16 protein-coding genes are annotated in these 16440 nt (G+C 44.2%); 10 read left to right on the top strand and 6 right to left on the bottom strand.

Features of this window, described 5'->3' with window-relative positions; all coding sequences use genetic code 11:
* The first annotated feature begins 34 nt into the window (after positions 1-34).
* The 4 genes from AC0J2X_RS03310 (at position 35) to AC0J2X_RS03295 (ending at position 6118) form a co-directional block, all read left to right on the top strand.
* A complete protein-coding gene (locus tag AC0J2X_RS03310; RefSeq protein ID WP_283627691.1) occupies positions 35-1981 on the top strand; it encodes a TolC family outer membrane protein in 1947 nt (648 codons plus the stop codon).
* Positions 1982-2057: 76 nt separating this feature from the next.
* Positions 2058-4157, top strand: coding sequence for a type I secretion system permease/ATPase (locus AC0J2X_RS03305; RefSeq protein ID WP_346781140.1), 2100 nt, complete (start codon positions 2058-2060; stop codon positions 4155-4157).
* A complete protein-coding gene (locus AC0J2X_RS03300; protein WP_069943878.1) occupies positions 4154-5521 on the top strand; it encodes an HlyD family type I secretion periplasmic adaptor subunit in 1368 nt (455 codons plus the stop codon). The genes AC0J2X_RS03305 and AC0J2X_RS03300 overlap by 4 nt, the downstream gene beginning before the upstream one ends.
* Entirely contained in the window at positions 5522-6118 is a 597-nt protein-coding gene (locus AC0J2X_RS03295; RefSeq protein WP_472995748.1) for a helix-turn-helix transcriptional regulator, read from the top strand.
* Here the strand turns inward: AC0J2X_RS03295 and AC0J2X_RS03290 are convergent.
* From AC0J2X_RS03290 to AC0J2X_RS03280, 3 genes are all read right to left on the bottom strand, one after another.
* A complete protein-coding gene (locus AC0J2X_RS03290) occupies positions 6093-8027 on the bottom strand; it encodes a bifunctional diguanylate cyclase/phosphodiesterase (protein ID WP_472995747.1) in 1935 nt (644 codons plus the stop codon). The genes AC0J2X_RS03295 and AC0J2X_RS03290 overlap by 26 nt on opposite strands.
* A gap of 6 nt (positions 8028-8033) precedes the next feature.
* Complete coding sequence (locus tag AC0J2X_RS03285) at positions 8034-8714, bottom strand: transglutaminase-like cysteine peptidase (RefSeq protein WP_014975870.1); 681 nt, start codon at positions 8712-8714, stop codon at positions 8034-8036.
* 154 nt (positions 8715-8868) lie between these two features.
* Complete coding sequence (locus tag AC0J2X_RS03280) at positions 8869-10050, bottom strand: flagellar assembly protein T N-terminal domain-containing protein (RefSeq protein ID WP_014975871.1); 1182 nt, start codon at positions 10048-10050, stop codon at positions 8869-8871.
* 300 nt (positions 10051-10350) lie between these two features.
* Between AC0J2X_RS03280 and AC0J2X_RS03275 the strand changes: the two genes are divergently transcribed.
* Entirely contained in the window at positions 10351-10836 is a 486-nt protein-coding gene (locus tag AC0J2X_RS03275; protein ID WP_472995845.1) for an LPP20 family lipoprotein, read from the top strand.
* A gap of 145 nt (positions 10837-10981) precedes the next feature.
* Here the strand turns inward: AC0J2X_RS03275 and flgN are convergent, their stop codons facing one another.
* The 3 genes from flgN to flgA all read right to left on the bottom strand — a co-directional run bounded on the left by flgN (position 10982) and on the right by flgA (position 12601).
* Entirely contained in the window at positions 10982-11413 is a 432-nt protein-coding gene (gene flgN / locus AC0J2X_RS03270; RefSeq protein ID WP_472995746.1) for a flagellar export chaperone FlgN, read from the bottom strand.
* A 39-nt stretch (positions 11414-11452) separates the two neighbouring features.
* On the bottom strand, positions 11453-11782 hold the full coding sequence (flgM, locus tag AC0J2X_RS03265; RefSeq protein ID WP_472995745.1) for a flagellar biosynthesis anti-sigma factor FlgM: 330 nt from the start codon (positions 11780-11782) through the stop codon (positions 11453-11455).
* Between the two features lie 102 nt (positions 11783-11884).
* Positions 11885-12601 (bottom strand): flagellar basal body P-ring formation chaperone FlgA, encoded by a 717-nt coding sequence (gene flgA / locus AC0J2X_RS03260; protein WP_014948590.1) that lies wholly within the window; start codon positions 12599-12601, stop codon positions 11885-11887.
* A gap of 278 nt (positions 12602-12879) precedes the next feature.
* Between flgA and AC0J2X_RS03255 the strand changes: the two genes are divergently transcribed.
* The 5 genes from AC0J2X_RS03255 (at position 12880) to flgD (ending at position 16434) form a co-directional block, all read left to right on the top strand.
* Positions 12880-13809 (top strand): chemotaxis protein CheV, encoded by a 930-nt coding sequence (locus tag AC0J2X_RS03255; protein ID WP_014948591.1) that lies wholly within the window; start codon positions 12880-12882, stop codon positions 13807-13809.
* A gap of 15 nt (positions 13810-13824) precedes the next feature.
* Positions 13825-14655 (top strand): CheR family methyltransferase, encoded by an 831-nt coding sequence (locus AC0J2X_RS03250; protein ID WP_014975874.1) that lies wholly within the window; start codon positions 13825-13827, stop codon positions 14653-14655.
* Between the two features lie 201 nt (positions 14656-14856).
* A complete protein-coding gene (gene flgB / locus AC0J2X_RS03245; protein ID WP_014948594.1) occupies positions 14857-15291 on the top strand; it encodes a flagellar basal body rod protein FlgB in 435 nt (144 codons plus the stop codon).
* 2 nt (positions 15292-15293) lie between these two features.
* On the top strand, positions 15294-15716 hold the full coding sequence (flgC, locus tag AC0J2X_RS03240; protein WP_012517627.1) for a flagellar basal body rod protein FlgC: 423 nt from the start codon (positions 15294-15296) through the stop codon (positions 15714-15716).
* Between the two features lie 31 nt (positions 15717-15747).
* A complete protein-coding gene (gene flgD, locus AC0J2X_RS03235) occupies positions 15748-16434 on the top strand; it encodes a flagellar hook assembly protein FlgD (protein ID WP_012517628.1) in 687 nt (228 codons plus the stop codon).
* Positions 16435-16440 lie beyond the last annotated feature (6 nt).

The following is a 16440-nucleotide window of genomic DNA, read 5'->3' as shown; positions in this document are numbered from 1 at the left end:
ATGTCGCTTAGTATTTATAAAGTGAGATGCATATATGAAGTTGATAAATTCAGTGCTTTCCAAGGTTGTTATTGGAGCAACTGGCGCTGTGCTAGCTCATGCTGCTATTGCTCAAAGTAATGGTGTTGGTGACTCGTCAGTCAGTTTGGAAGACTACGTTCGCAAGGTAGTAAACGAAAACCCAGAAGTGCAAGCCAGCTGGCGTCAACTTCAAGTGGCTATGTCAGACGTTGATATTGCTCGTGGCGGCTTTCGCCCTCAGGTCGATGTGTTGGCATCAAGTGCTTATACCGATAGAAACTACGGGCTAGATCGGGAGTACATGGGACATACCGCGCAAATCGCCTTAACTCAGATGCTGTACGACGGTTTCTTAACAAGCAGTGAAGTTAAACGTTTTAAACAAGCGCAAGTGGTACGCTTTTTCGAACTAATGGGTGAAGTAGAGCAGAAATCTCTGGATACGGCTCTCGCCTACATGGATGTAAAGATGTTTCGTGAGCTCTTAAAACTCGCTGAAGAAAACTTAATTACTCATGTGGACGTGTTTAAACAAATTGAAGAAAGTGTAGAAGCAGGTGTAGGTCGTCGTGCTGATTTGGAACAAATTAGCGGACGTTTGTCTCTGGCCGAGTCTAATGTGCTTACCGAGCTGTCTAATCTGCACGATGTTACCGCGCGGTTTTTACGGTTGGTGGGCGAGAAGCCCGCGAATAGCTTGCAGCCGGTAACGTTAAACTCTGCGTATGTTGATGCTAGTGTTACGGATATTCAAACCTTACTCACTAACGCCTACGGCACCAACCCCCAATTTAATGCTACTATTTACAACATTGATGCCCAGCGTTACGCCGTGGACAGTGCAAAAAGTCTTTATCATCCGCAAGTCAATTTAACCGCAAGTTATGGCGCACAAACGCGAGACCAAGCTGCGTTAAATAACACCATTACTGAAGCCAGTGTTGGCGTTAACTTTTCTTATAATTTGTATAACGGTGGTTCGGACCGCGCAGCGATTCGACAAGCATTATCACAGGTAGATTTAGCAAAAGACTTGCGGGACAAAGCCTGTATCGATATGAGACAAACGGTACAAATTGCTTATAACGATATTATCAATATTACTGAGCAGCTACCCTCTCTGAATGCCCATCGCCTGTCTTCAGACAGAGTAAAGTCTGCATACATGGATCAGTTTACCATTGGTGAACGTTCTCTATTGGATTTGCTCGATTCCGAAAACGAATATTACGAGTCTAGTCGCGCATATTTAGAAGCACAATACACCTTAGAAAAGGCGCGTGTAAGACTGCTTGCGGCTTCGGGTAGCTTGGCACAAACGTTAGGAATTACAAAAGATGGCGTGCCTGATGTACTGGACAAAGCTGAAGAGAGAATAAGCTACGACCCTAACTACGTTTGTCCAGCCGTTCGCACGAATTTTGAAGATGAACTTAATATTCTTAAGCGCGACACAGATGGCGACGGCATTGTGGATTTGTGGGACGACTGCGTCGATTCTACGCCTGGGGCTATGGTCGATGACTTTGGTTGTGAAGCCAAAGAGCCTGATATGGCGCCAGAACCAAGTGCTGCAGATTTTACGTTAGATAATGCGAAGATAATCAATTCATTCAACGTCAATATCGAATTTGCGTCTAATTCTACCGAGGTTTTACCTGAATACGAGAACTCGCTTCGGGATGTCATTGAAGCCTTAAACAATGACCCAAATTCAGGGGTGATTATTCATGGTCACGCCTCTCTAGATGGGGATGCAGCCTACAACCAGCGGTTGTCTGAGCGCAGAGCTAAGGCGGTTGCGTCGCTGCTTATGAATAAAGCGAACATAGAAGCTAGAAGAATTACTGCGGTTGGTTACGGAGAGAGTCGTCCGCTGGTTGATGAAGAATCAGACGCGGCGAACGCCCGTAATCGCAGAATTGAAGCGGCTATTATCCAGCTTCCTTCTAACGAATAGCAATGTGTAGGCCTATATGAAGGAAAAGAAGGTCGTAGACGACATATCCTATTTGGAACAGCAAGGAGGCGTATTGATGGATTGTTTGATTACGATCTGTCATGCGCACCATCTGGATGTATCTCGAGTCAGCCTGCTCAGTGGGCTTCCCTTAGATAGCGGCGAATTATCGCCCACAGGATTTGAGCGTGCAGCTAAACGGGCGGGACTCGCCAGCAGAACGGTTAAGCGCGATTTAGACCACATTAATACTGCGCTTTTGCCCGCTGTATTAGTCTTAAATGAAAAGCAAGCCTGTGTACTACATGGCTTAGAGCCTACCCATGCAAGAGTTTCGTATCCAGAACTAGATGACGCCGTGGTTGAAGTTCCCAGAGATGAACTTGCTGCCCGTTATACTGGGTACATAATATTTGCTCGTCCAGAGATGCATGCGCAAGAAACTAATGCGCAAATTGACAAGTCCTCGGTAGGGCACTGGTTGTGGTCATCTATCAAATCTGCAAAAGGGCTGTATAGGGATGTACTAATAGCCTCTGTTTTTATTAGTCTGCTTTCCATTGCCCTGCCTCTTTTTGTAATGAATGTATACGACAGGGTGGTGCCAAATGCGGCACTGGAAACCTTGTGGGCGCTGGCGATCGGCGTGCTTTTAGTTCTCGCGGCAGATTTCCTGTTACGCATGCTTCGGCAGTATTTTGTAGAGCTGGCGGCAAGTCGGCTAGATGTCACGCTTTCTGCAAAAATTATGGAAAAAGTACTGTCTATAAATTTGGCCAGTAGACCAGCAAAAAGCGGTTCCTTTATAAACAGCTTGCAATCTTTTGAGAGTATTCGGCAGTTTTTTGGTTCTGTAACGCTGGTGGCATTGGTTGATTTGCCATTCGGGCTCCTGTTTGTCGTTATCATAGCCATGATCGATTTTTATTTGATCATTCCTATTCTTATTGGCGCAACTGCGCTTTTCCTATACGCCATGAAAGCGCAGCGCGTAATGCGTTCTCTTTCAGAAGAGTCGATGGAGATTAGCTCTCGAAAAAGCTCCCTCGTTACCGAAAGCGTGACTTCTTTAGAGGACATTAAGGCTTTTGGTTACCAGAGCCGAAACCAAAGTGCGTGGGAAAAACAGACGATATTTCTAGCCAAAGTTAACGCCAAGCTGCGTTTGGTTTCGATGTCGGTAAATAATGCTGCACTTTGGGTTCAGCAGTCAGTCGGCGTTGTAATCATTTTAACTGGTGTATATCTGATCATTGAAGGTGTAATCACCCAAGGTGGATTGATTGCTGCCTACCTATTGTCTAGCCGAGCCATGGGGCCGGTCTCCCAGGCTGCGGCTTTATTGGCGCAATACCATCACGCTGAGACGGCGAAGAATGCCCTTGACGATATTATGTCTTTACCGAGTGAGTCAGGCAGTAATAAGCAGATAAAAAGTAATATTGTGCTTAAGGGGAATATTGATGCAAGCCAGCTTTGCTTTAAATATCCGGATGAAACCGTACTTGCACTCAAAGACATAAACTTCTCAATTAAACAAGGTGAGCACGTAGCGATTTTGGGCAAAAACGGATGCGGAAAATCTACCTTGAACAAACTGCTTATGGCCTTTTACCGCCCTGAGTCTGGGCAGTTACTCGTGGATGGCATTGACCTTCAGCAATACGACCCGACACTACTTCGCAAACAGATAGGTTACGTGCCACAAGACGTCAGCCTTTTCTACGGTTCATTGAAAGACAATATTATGTCTGAAGATTTACATATCGATGAAAGTGACTTTTGGGAGGTACTGACTCAGTGTGGTTTGGCGAAACTTGTTAATGGTAATGCCAACGGGGTAGAGCAAAATGTAGGTGAGCGAGGTAGCTTACTTTCTGGTGGTCAGCGACAAGCAGTAGCGATGGCTAGAGCCATAGTGCGAAACCCTGCGATATATATCATGGATGAGCCTACCTCAGCCATGGACTCAACAAACGAAGCGCAGATGAAGGAAACCATAAAAGCAGCGACATCCGGCAAAACACTCATCATCAATACTCATCGTACTACGTTGCTTGACCTTGTTAAGCGCGTGATTGTTGTCGAGAACGGAAAAGTTATTGCTGACGGTAAGAAGGAAGATGTACTTGTTCAGTTTAAACAGCCAAGTCAAATACTTAAGAGGGCACCATGATTTTAAACAGTGGTGGTGAGAAAAAAGACTGGTTGCAGCGATTAATGCGAGGTTGGCTAGCGCCACCTCCAGGTCAGGACTGGGTATTGGAAGCCGAGTGGTCACGTATAATGCAAACGCCGGTGAAAGCCCGTGGGCTTTTGTATTTGGTATCACTAGTTTTATTTCTTTTGGTGGTGTGGTCGTATTTTGCAGAGATTGATGAAGTTGCCAAAGGCGATGGTAAAGTCATACCGTCACAGCAACTACAGGTTCTCCAATCCTACGACGGAGGAATTGTACAGGATATATTAGTACGAGAAGGGCAAACGGTTAAAGCTGGGCAAGTGTTATTAAAGGTTGATCCTACCCGATTTTTGTCAAGCCTTGAAGAAAACACAACCCAGTTTGCGGCGCTGGCGGCGAAAGTGCAGCGCTTATCTGCGCTTACCCAAGGTGACGTATTGCGGTTTAATCGAGAGCTTCGCGAACAGGCACCAACGATCGTTGATAACGAACGCAAGCTTTACAATTCCAATTTGGCTGAGCTTGATGAAGTCGCAGCAGGATCGGATTCTCGTATTATGCAACGCCGTCAAGACGTGGAAGAAGAGCGAGCGAATCTTTCCCAGTATCAAAACGTTTTGTCCCTCTCAAAGAAAGAGCTCTCTGTGACCAAGCCATTACTTGCATCAGGTGCTGTGTCGGAGATTGAAATCCTTCGATTGGAACGTCAGATAGTAGAGCTAGAAGGAAACATCACCAAGTCCAAGGTAGCGATTGAGCGTGGCTTAAACGCCATCGAAGAAGAAATCATAAAGAAGGAAGAAGCGCGTCTTAAACTGGTTAATCGATGGAACCAAGAATTGACCGAAGCCACCGCCGAAATGGCGACATTGCAGCAGTCTCAAACCAGTTTAGAAGATGTGGTGTCACAAGCAGCGCTGAGATCGCCAATCAATGGTACGGTGCAGCGCTTGCTCATTAATACCATTGGTGGGGTCATTACACCAGGCAGCGCGGTGGTGGAACTCGTTCCTCAAGATGATCAACTTATTGTTGAGGCAAAGGTCTCGCCTAAAGATATTGCGTTTATTCGAGAAGGGCAGCAGGCCATCTTAAAGTTCAGTGCTTACGACTTTACTATTTATGGCGGTATGTCTGCTGAAGTCCAACATATTAGTGCTGACGCCATTACCAACGAGAAAGATGAAACCTACTATTTAGTCAGGCTTGAAACGAAGAAAAGCATTGCTGATGAAGCGTTAGATATTTTACCTGGAATGATCGTACAGGTAGACATATTGACGGGAAAGAAAACTGTCCTTAACTATATCTTATCCCCTCTGTTCAATGTTACAGCCTCTGCGCTGCGGGAGCGTTAAATGAGACATTTCATTGCCGAGAAAGATTTGCAAGGGGCGCTAACCCAGTATTCGTGGACCAGCTATAGTCGGGTTGATGAACTAGCATGTGATCAAACTGATTGTATATGGATATTGGCAAGCGATGAGAACTGGCGGCAACAGATAATTGAAGCCAAGCAAAAAGTAACACAAGTGGTATTACTGACCTACAAATATGACCGTTTAGAGATGCAAACAGCGCTGATGCTAGGCGCTAGGGCGTATTGTCACGCATTAGGAACCCAGTCTCTTTTATCTTCGGTAGCGAGGGTGATAGAAGCCGGAGGCATGTGGTTACCTAATGAGTTGCTTTTAGTGACAACATCTAATGTGGCGGTCAATCTGCAGTCTAAACGAGTGCTACCTGCTTTAAGTGGCTTAACGAACCGCGAAAAGGACGTATTGAGCGGCATTTTAGATGGGTTAAGCAATAAAGAAATTGCAAGAGAGCACGGTATTACCGAGCGTACCGTTAAAGAATATGTGGGTACGCTCTTACACAAATTTGAGGCAAAGGACCGAATCAGTCTATTACTTCGACTTGGTGAATTTAGTCATCTAAAAGATGCTCTATAACTTCCATGTGTGATACAACGCCGTCGATACCAAGTTCTATAAAGAGCGCTTGATGGTCAGAGCGTTTTACGCCGTCGGCGTATACTTTAATACCGAAAGTATGCGCCAGTGAGCAGAAGCCTCGAAGGAAAGCGTGATTAGCTGGGTTGAAGTCTATGTCGGCCATAAATGCGGAATCAATTTTCACATAGTCTAGCCCCATCTCTTGCACATCTAACAGTTGCGAGAACGATTCGCCTACGCGTTTAAGGCCTATTTTGCATTCTTTAGCTTTAAGCGTAGTGCAAAAGTCGCTAAATTCGTCAGGGAAACGTGTTGCTGTAGATTCCCTTACTTCGAAGCACAGCTGTTTAGCTGCTTTTGAGTTGGTACCTATTTGATAATAAAGCTGTGCAAGAGTTTCAGGGTCTAGCATGAACTGTTCAGAGCAAAGAAAAGCAAACTTTGATTCTGTGCCAGAACGGTTAATGTAATCAATAAGGTGAATAATGGTTGTCAGTTCTAACTTTGGCAACAATCCTAAGTAACGTGCCCAGTGGGTATAGAAGCCGCTCTTTCTAAGCTCGCCGTCTATGTTCACCCCAGCCCAGCTTTGGTAATGAACCAAATTTCTGTCTATATCGAGCACTGGGAAATTAAATGTTTCTACATCGCGCTCATCGATAGCACGTTTGAGCTCTTGCTCCCATCGCTTCTCTTCCACAAGTGAAATGAATTCTCTTAGCGGGGCCTCGACAAACGGTTCGTCCATTTCATCCGATTCGGCTTCATCTATCATTGCATCAGCGCGCATAAGTGCGTTTGAAAAGCTGTCATCCGGTCGTAATTTCACAACCGACTGAAAGACTTGAGGGTCGCCATCGCGACTAAATGCACTTAAACACGCACCGTGTAATGCTTCAGATATAGTAACGGCATCGTGGGTTTCGGTGAGGAGAATAGCAAATTCATTTTTTTGCATTCTAGCAATACGACTGTCGGTGAAAAGGTGATGATGCATAGAAAGGCAATCATTAATTTCTTCAACGAAGTCGCGAATACGATTTTTACGTATATTGGCCGGGGAGCGCAAGAAACCTTCGTCCTCAGTAAATCTCACAAAAAAGACGCAGTTGACGCCTTCTGTATCGCGAAAGGCAAGTTGGCCTTTTAAAATCGATATAAAATAGTCCCTGTTGGCGACACCAGATTCGTCGTCGAATTGGGTTTTATAGCGCATGAGATCAAGGCGGGAATTTTCCTCCTCCATAATCTTCTTGGACGTTCTCGCTAAGAAGTTCATCGCGCGAACCACACGTTTGAGTTCTAGCGTGCGAGGTTCGGGCAGTTGAACAAATTTCATTTCACCAAAAGACTCGGCTTGATTAACAACGCCATCCAGAGGTCGAATAATAAAACGAAGCGCCCACGCGCCTATTATTCCTGAGAAGATACCTACAAGGGATAAGCCAAAAATGAGCCGTTGAGTAGCGCGCCACATAGATGCAACGGCGAAACTGGTGTCGGTTTCAACATATATCGTACCGTACTGACCCCACCCCTCGCTAACCTGAGCAATACCTGGATTGACATTTGGTGAGAAATTGTCTGCAAACCATCTGGGCGTGTCTTCATCTAATTGCACTTCGTGGGTGTGGGCAGACACAATTTCGCCATCCGCTTTTTGAAGAACAATTGTCGCGTAGTGTCCTATATCGAATTGGGACATGATGAAAAGGTCTAAAGATACGGGGTCTTTTTCTAATCCACTTAGCGTTAACGCCATCATACTGGCATTATCTAAGTTTTTTGAATAAAGCTGTTCTTCTACGTATTGCTTCGTAGTAATTCCATGAATTGTCACGCTACCTGCAATTGCAACAAGGACAACGACTACAATGGCGAGCCACAATTCTCTTGTTATTGACATAGACTCCTAGGACCTTCTGCTAATCCCCTCTTGCTTCATGCGCTCAATAACGTCACGCCACCTAGATAGTCTACTGGTAGACGAAGAAACCTGTGACGTTTTGCCTGGTTGCCATATACCTGAGTCGTTAAAACTAAAAACAGGTATCAGGTCTGTGCGCTGTGAGCCGGGTAATACATTTGACACTAAGCTGTCTAGCACAAGGGGATCCGATGAAGGGGAGTCATAGTACCCTAAAACCATATGTGCTTGTGTTACTCGACTTCTACCAATCTTCGCTTTAACATAAATTAAGCGAAGTTTAGAACTATCGATACCTAAGTGTAGCAGAGCTACGTATTTTGCAATGGCATAATCCTCACAATCTCCGCGAGAATGGCCAAAAAGTTCAGAAGGGGTTGCCCAGTAGTCTTTTTCTTTAAACACAATATCGTCAGTAGCATACTGAATATGCTCATCAAAGAAAGCGTTTACACCAAGCAATTGATCTTTGACACCCTTACTTTCAAGAGCGTGTAGGGCAACTTCTAGCGCTGCAACGTGTGATGCTTTATCAGCTCCAAATTTATTTTTTACTTCCTGTTCAAGCTTTGGAAACTCGATTACATACTGATCCTTCATTTGCTGTCCAGCCAGTAGCAGGGCCACTAATGCTAAGCAGTGCGACGCAAATAGAGAAAGGGTCATAACTTCATTATTTTAGTTATACTAAAGTATAGGCGAGAGTAACCGTCTTCACCTAAAGTTTAAGTATAATTTGCTATACGTAGTTATAGGTATAACATGGCTGTGCTGATAAACCAACCATGATTTCGAATGCTAAAGTGGAAATCGAGAAAGACTATTTTTTTACTACAAAATCGTGTTCTTGAATGTTTGCGATAATTCCTGCACCTTCGTTTACTACTAGAGACGAATTACCGTAGGCACTACTCACTACAAATTTGCCAGGATATAGTGAGTACTGTAAGTATTTACGGCCACGGTTATCGACAATCTCTTTAGCTTGATAAAGGTATAGTTCATCTTTTTCAGAAATGCCATTGTCTCTGCCTAAAGATACAGAAATTTTATCGCCGGCAACATTAATCACTCTACCTGTCATTGGCTGGCATGCAGTGGCTTCTTTTATGTCTTCAATCGCTTCTGCTATTGTCGCGTTGACAGTTTGCCCATAAAGCGACTGCCAAAACTTCGTCGAAAATTCATCTACATCTTCGAATCTGTCGAATGTCCATTCTCCTTGATTCTGATAAGACTTAGTCAACAACAGACCTCCATTTATGCCGTCATAGACCTGAATGGTCATAGCAAAGGAGCGTCGAGAAGTACCCTCACGCCACGGTGTAAAAACCGAAGCCTCTTCCCGTGTCACGCTTAAATCATCTATCATGCCCACCAGCACAAATTGAGTATTACTTTGCGCTGAAAGCGTGCGTACATTTTGGTCAGTATATCGACTGTCAAATTTTGCAGTATGTGGCGCGATATAGATAATATCTAGGTTTTCAGTTTTATTTCGCATGGCCTGCGCTAACTGCTGGGTGAATGAAGCATCGAAATTGGGAATATTACCCTGTGTTAGTTGCGCTCTGTTACGTACCCTGAAATGTGTGGTAGCGAAATGTTTTTGGTCATTTTGTGCGGCACACACTTTTCCTCTTGGAAAAATGTCAGCGCGAATACTTACCGTAATCACATCGCCGCTATAAACTTCATCAACTAGTTCCAGTTGTTCAACTTCGCCGGTAGAGCGAATGGTCATCTCTTCATTTTTAAGAAGACCATTTGTAAGCTTGGCGACACTATGAACTGATGCGCCTGCAAAAAGCATGGCTTGCTTAAGTGCCTCTTGGGTAGCCGCATGTCTGGCAGTTTTCTTATCACCATTTCGCACCACAGCCTGTCCTGTAGCCTCGTACCACACGGCATTTGCTTGCCCAACGAAAAATGCAAACAGGCAAATTACCGCCACGACAGCATTTAAAATAGTTACCAGCATTGTTTTGCTAATATGTCGCACCGCACACCTCTGGAGGTTTTTGTCTAACTGCGCTATGCAAAGCGCCCGGTTTATAAAGCGAAGTATGCGAAAAGAGTGCCAATTGATGTGGTTTCGTCGCCATTAAATCAATCGGGCGTAAATCTTGCACATATTTTGCAACGCATATCTTGCAAAAGGTTTGTAAAAAGCGTCAGTTTAGATATGTCAAAATCTGCTACCGCGAGTATGGCGGTATCTCGTAGTAACAAGGCTGCCACCGACGAGAGCAGCGTAACTACACATTTGATTTTATTAATAATGCAATTTGGAAATGAAACTATGTGCTTGAAAAAAATACATAAATCAAAATCGCTGCTACTGTCTTGCTTTCTTGGTTTAGCAATAAGCACTGGTGGATGCGGCATTATTGATAAACACGTTGAGTGGGAAACAATAGAGCCAGAAAGCTATCCCGTGCTCAAGGCGGTGGGCTATGCGCCAATTTCTTCCCAGCATGGCGAAAGCGACAGCATGAAGCTTATAATGGCGATGAAAGCGTCAAAATTAGATGCATACCGAGAGCTAACTGAACAAGTCTATGGTCAAAAAATTAAAGGCAATCAGTCTCTGTCTCACTTGGTTATAGACAGCGAAACATTGCGAGCATCTGTAGAGGGGGTCATTAGAGGCGCTGAAGTCGTAAAAGCCTATCCGGTAGGTGAAGATACATACGTCACCGAACTCGCTTTAGATATGCAGCAGGTTTACGATATATATCTGTCGACCGCAAAACCGCGCCGAATAAAGGATGTTAAGTATTATTAAACGTTAGCGAAAGGGGAGTTTGCGCAAGTGGCTGTATCGTGAACTCTTAAAACATGCGCAAATTCACAGAGATATAATTTACTTTTACCGGTTAAGGCTTAATGGTTAAAGCTCGCTGAGTGGGGTTTACTTAAATCGCAAAAAATTAGGCGCTCACTCCCGACCCTAAAGTCCCGCCTTTCGGCTTTCCTTTTTTGTCATAGGTGAGCGATTCTTTGGCACGAACTTCCATCATCAAGTTACGTAAGTGTGTGAGGCGTAGCTGTCCTTGCTCTACGGCTTTTTGATTGACCTGCGTGCGGTATTTGCAATCGTCCAGAAGTTTCTTTGCATTAGTCATTAATGCTTCATCTTCTTCTGACATTGAGCCTTGATGGCTAATTGTGCGCTCAATGCTTCCATCGAGAGCCTGAATAGACGTTAACAGTGCTGTCTTTTCGTCTAACAAGTTCATTAAAGATTCGGCGTCTCGCGAACTGATAAGTTGCAATTCTTTTTCAAGCAATACGGCAAGTGAAGACAGTTGCTCCACTTGCTTTATTAGTGCTTGTGTCAATTGGCTTTCTTGTTCAGTCACGTTAGCTCTCTTCTGGTTAGTTATGAGTTTTGTCGCTCACTATTTAGCGCCAAAAATCTCACCTTCTAGTTTTGCAATCTTGTTGGCAAGCACTTCAGGATTAACTTTATACTCGCCACTTTGAATCGCTCGCTTAAGGCGATCGACTTTATCTTGGTTCACAGGCGCTTCCGAACCTTTCTTCTGAACCTGGTTGAGCTGCTGAGCAGATTGCGTCAACGATACAGAATCCTGACGCGGAACTGATGCGGTTTGCGCAGCCTGTGTTGATACCTGCTGTGGAGATTGCTGCGTTTGGTTTTGCTGCGCAACCTTTCCATTATCAACGGGTGTTTTCGGTAACCCATTGTTTATATTGTTAATTGCCATAATTAGTCCTCACTACTTTTTTGCCTCTGTAAAGTATATCGGCCTTTTGGCTAATTTCTTTAGCTAAATTGTGAACAAAAAAGTAGATATTCGCTGCCTCATTTATAAGTGTATCACGACTTCTTCAGGGCTTGCGACTCTTGCTATCACCGCCTTTTGGCTACTGGCATTAATTACCTTAATATTGTCACCAACAACACCGTCTTGCTGAGCGATTCCGGCTGTTTTCACTTCCATACCTGCTACCTCAGCAGTTATGGTAATTCTGTCGCCTTTGCACACAAAGCATAGCATATTTGACTGTATAGCTTGTCCGTCAGTCACTCGGCGTTTTATTCTAGCCCCAATAAGTGCTTCTAGCTCAGTAAATGCGGTATGGCGCAATCGTCTTACATCAACTTTTGCCAGAGAGAGATTCGATGATGTTAGTACGGTTCCTGGACTTATTGCGCCTTGAGTGACAACAATTTCTTTGGTACGCGTTACTTGCCCGCTGGTAAAAAGGTACCATTCATTATTTCTACAGCTCACTCTAACTGATATATACGATTGGCTCAGCGCTTCTTGCGACGCATTGTATTCGAACCCAGTTGGGCAGTCAGGAATATTTATCCTATCGTCTATCTTCACAATAGACACATCAATGCTAGTATCCTGCGTATTATCAGCAAGTTGAGTTATTAGGTATTGTTTTGCGCCTTCTTCAACCTGTTTGTGATTGGTTTGTGTCGCCAAGCAGTTCATAGAAAGCACACTGAAAACGGTCAATGACAGTAATCGTGTGAATGTAAGGCGCGTTTTGGCGTTCATATTTTTCATCATGACTTTTCGTGTTCAGTTTACAAGTTATTGACTATGCTTAATACGGCCGGTTTGCTTAGTGCAAATAAATAACAGCCAAAGTAAATCCATAAGGTTTACAAGCACGAGCGTCAACGCAGGATCATTGACTAAGTTAAGGTATAAACCCTTACTAAAGACTGAAAAATGCTATTTAGTGTCATTTTTCTGTCGTTTGACCTGCAAAAATTTAGTGATATTGTCTATCTTTATCATAAGAGGCAATGATCATGCCCAGTATTACTTAGAGGTGACCTATGTCGGGGATTTTAGATTCAGTAAACCAGCGCACGCAGCTTGTTGGGCAGAATCGCTTAGAGTTGCTGCTGTTTAGACTGAACGGCCGCCAACGCTTTGGAATTAACGTTTTTAAAGTGCGGGAAGTGCTTCAGTGTCCTCCGCTAACAGCAATGCCGAAATTAAACCCGTTGGTTCGTGGTGTGGCGCACATCCGTGGTCAAACCATATCGGTCATTGATTTAAGTATGGCAACACGCGGCCGTAAAATTGAAGATCTCTCTAATGCCTTTATTGTCATTGCGGAATATAACCGTTCAGTTCAGGGCTTTTTGGTGGGTGCCGTAGAGCGTATCATCAACACCAATTGGGATGCGATCATGCCGCCACCTCAAGGTACCGGCAGAGCAAGCTATTTAACGGCGGTGACTGAAGTTGAAAATGAACTTATTGAAATTCTAGACGTTGAGAAAATTTTAAATGAAATTTCTCCGTTGAATGCCGAAGTAAGTTCAGAGGTGGCAGAAGGTCTGACAACCGAAGGCCAAGAAAACAAAATTATCTTTATTGCAGATGACTCTGCGGTAGCGAGAAACCAAGTTAAAAAGGCCCTAACTTCACTAGGCTTAGAAATTGAGCTAGCTAAAAACGGTCTTGAAGCATTAAACAGGCTTAAAGAAATTGCGGAAGAGTATGGCGATGTAACGAACCGTGTAGGCGTGCTGGTCTCAGATATCGAGATGCCAGAAATGGACGGCTATACACTAACCGCCGAAATTAAGAATACGCCTGAACTTCAAAAGCTTCATGTTGTATTGCATACGTCGCTCAGTGGTGTCTTCAACCAAGCTATGGTGCAGAAGGTAGGGGCTGATGACTTTATCGCGAAATTCCACCCCGATGAACTTGCTACCGCGGTACAAAAGTGGCTAATGACTGAGTGCGAATAACGGAGCAAGATAGGATTGGCTAATAAAGACGTTTCGCCAGCAAGTTACCTCAAGTTTAGAGAGTTTTTGGAAAAGCAATGCGGCATAGTATTAGGTGATAATAAACAATACCTGGTGCGCAGCCGTTTAGCTTCATTACTCTATAAGCATAAGTATGAGTCTGCTGACGAACTGATTGACGTGGTTGTGAAAGGGTTCGACAGAACTTTACTACAGAACGTTATTGACGCAATGACCACAAACGAAACGTTGTGGTTTCGAGACAACTATCCCTTCGATTTACTTGTAAAAGAGTTACTACCAACACTATCGGCAAAAAATCAGAAGCTTCGCATATGGAGTGCCGCTTGTTCGTCTGGACAAGAGCCTTATTCTATTGCGATGTCTGTACTTGAATATCAGCGCCAAAGGCCAGGTGCATTAAGAGCGGGTGTTGAAATTGTTGCTACAGATTTATCGTCAGAAATGCTGCAAAAGTGTGAGTTAGGTATTTATGACGAACTGTCCCTTGCAAGGGGATTGTCCCCGCAAAGGAGACAGGCCTTTTTCCAGCAAAATGATAGCGGGCTTATGCAGGTAAAACCTGACGTTCGTCGGATGGTAAGCTTTAGAAGTCTAAATTTACTTTCGAGCTATGCAGCACTTGGCCGCTTTGATATCGTTTTTTGCCGTAATGTTTTGATTTATTTCTCGGCAGAAGTAAAACAACGCATCCTGCAACAAATTGCCGGACAGCTGCAGCCTCAGGGTGTGCTTTTCCTTGGCGCCTCTGAATCAATCAGCGCTGCAAGTGATACCTACAGTATGGTTAAGTGCCACCCTGGCCTTTACTACCAAAAAAAATGATCTAACTTATCGGCCTGATAACTAATACTTTTTTTACGATCAGGTCGACACTTTTGACTTACACCCTCCGTCAAAATCTCATTATGGCATTTGCCTTGCTAACTATTTCTACAAACGACAGTAAAACGGCAAGATTCGATATTTAATTGTCCGCTTACATTGTCACCACGAACAAATTTTTAGTATGTCAGAGGTCATGTTATGGCTATTAACCTAGATAAGCTGGTTGGCTTTCATGAGTCAGCACTCACTATACGCACAGAGCGTATGGAAGTGATTTCTGGAAATCTAGCGAACGCAAACACGCCTGGTTATAAAGCGCGGGACATTGATTTTAATAAAGCAATGCAGTCGGCTATGCGAGAAGCATCTGGTGGTACAGCCAATCACGCTTCTTCAGGAATGGTGCGGACAAATGATCGCCACTTAAGCGGCAATTCTACGTCAGTAGCGGCAAACTTTGACATGCAATACCGCATCCCAACACAACCAGACACTGGCGACGGTAATACGGTTGAAGTTCAAGCGGAAAGAAATCGGTTTTTAGACAATGGATTGCGCTACCAAGCCAGCCTAGAATTTTTGAACGGAAAAATTAAAGGCATGAAAAAAGCGCTTAGCTCAGGAGGTCAGTAGTCATGAGTTTATTTAATGTAATGCAAATTTCGAGTACGGGTATGGAGGCGGAGAATGTACGTCTTAATACTACGGCAAGTAATATTGCCAACGCTAACTCGGTTAGCAGCAGCTATGACGAAACATACCGAGCTCGCCATCCAGTTTTCGCTACGGCGTTGCAAGATGCAATGCGCGATCAGTCAAAAGGTGCAGGTGTTCAAGTAAAGGGGATTGTAGAAAGTGATGCTCCTTTGCAAGTGGAGTATTCACCTAACAACCCGATGGCAGATGAAAACGGCTACATCTATAAACCCAACGTGAACATCGTGGAAGAGATGGCGAATATGATGTCAGCGTCCAAAGCGTATGAAACTAACGTGCAGGTTGCGGACACCACAAAGCGTATTTTCCGTCGCGTACTGCAGCTAGGTCAAGGGCAGTAACTTGCCGCTTGAATAATGTGAGGATTACTCAGTGAATACCATAAACAATACTGGCTTAAATACTGATCTGTATTGGCAAGAGGAAACCGTCAAAATAGCTGACGGCACCGAGCAGCAGTTAACCCAGGAAGATTTCTTCTCAATGTTAACTGAGCAGTTAGCCAATCAGGATCCCACTGCACCCGTTGATAACGATCAAATGGTAGCGCAGATGACATCATTTACGATGGCCGACGGTATTTCCCAGCTTAACGAAAAGTTTGAGTCGTTTGCAGCTTCAATGACATCGAATCAAGCGTTACAAGCCTCTAGTCTTATCGGGCAAAACGTGCTGGTTCAAGGTAACGTGGGTTATATGGCCAATGAAGGCGATGGCATTTCCGGTGTCATCGTGAATGAAAAAACAGTTCAGAATATGACGATCACTATTGAGAACCAGTTTGGTGAAGTCATAAAAACCATTGATGCAGGCACACAAAGCGCTGGCAACATTGAGTTTGAATGGGATGGCAAAGATAAGCATGGCAACCAGATGGCACCGGGTGAATATGTTATCAGTGCCACTGGCGAGTTGAATGGAGAAGGTGTTCAGCTGAATACCGCCGTTAATCGCCATGTTGGAAGTGTAAGCTTGGCTGGTAGTGGTCAAGGCGTAATTTTGAATTTGGATGGTGATGTCAGTATCAATCTTGATGACGTCATTCAAATCGGCAGTTAGTAGGAG

It is taken from the genome of Alteromonas sp. R7, assembly GCF_055755235.1.
The sequence above is the reverse complement of the archived record's forward strand: the minus strand, read 5'-3'. Positions and strand labels throughout refer to the sequence as shown.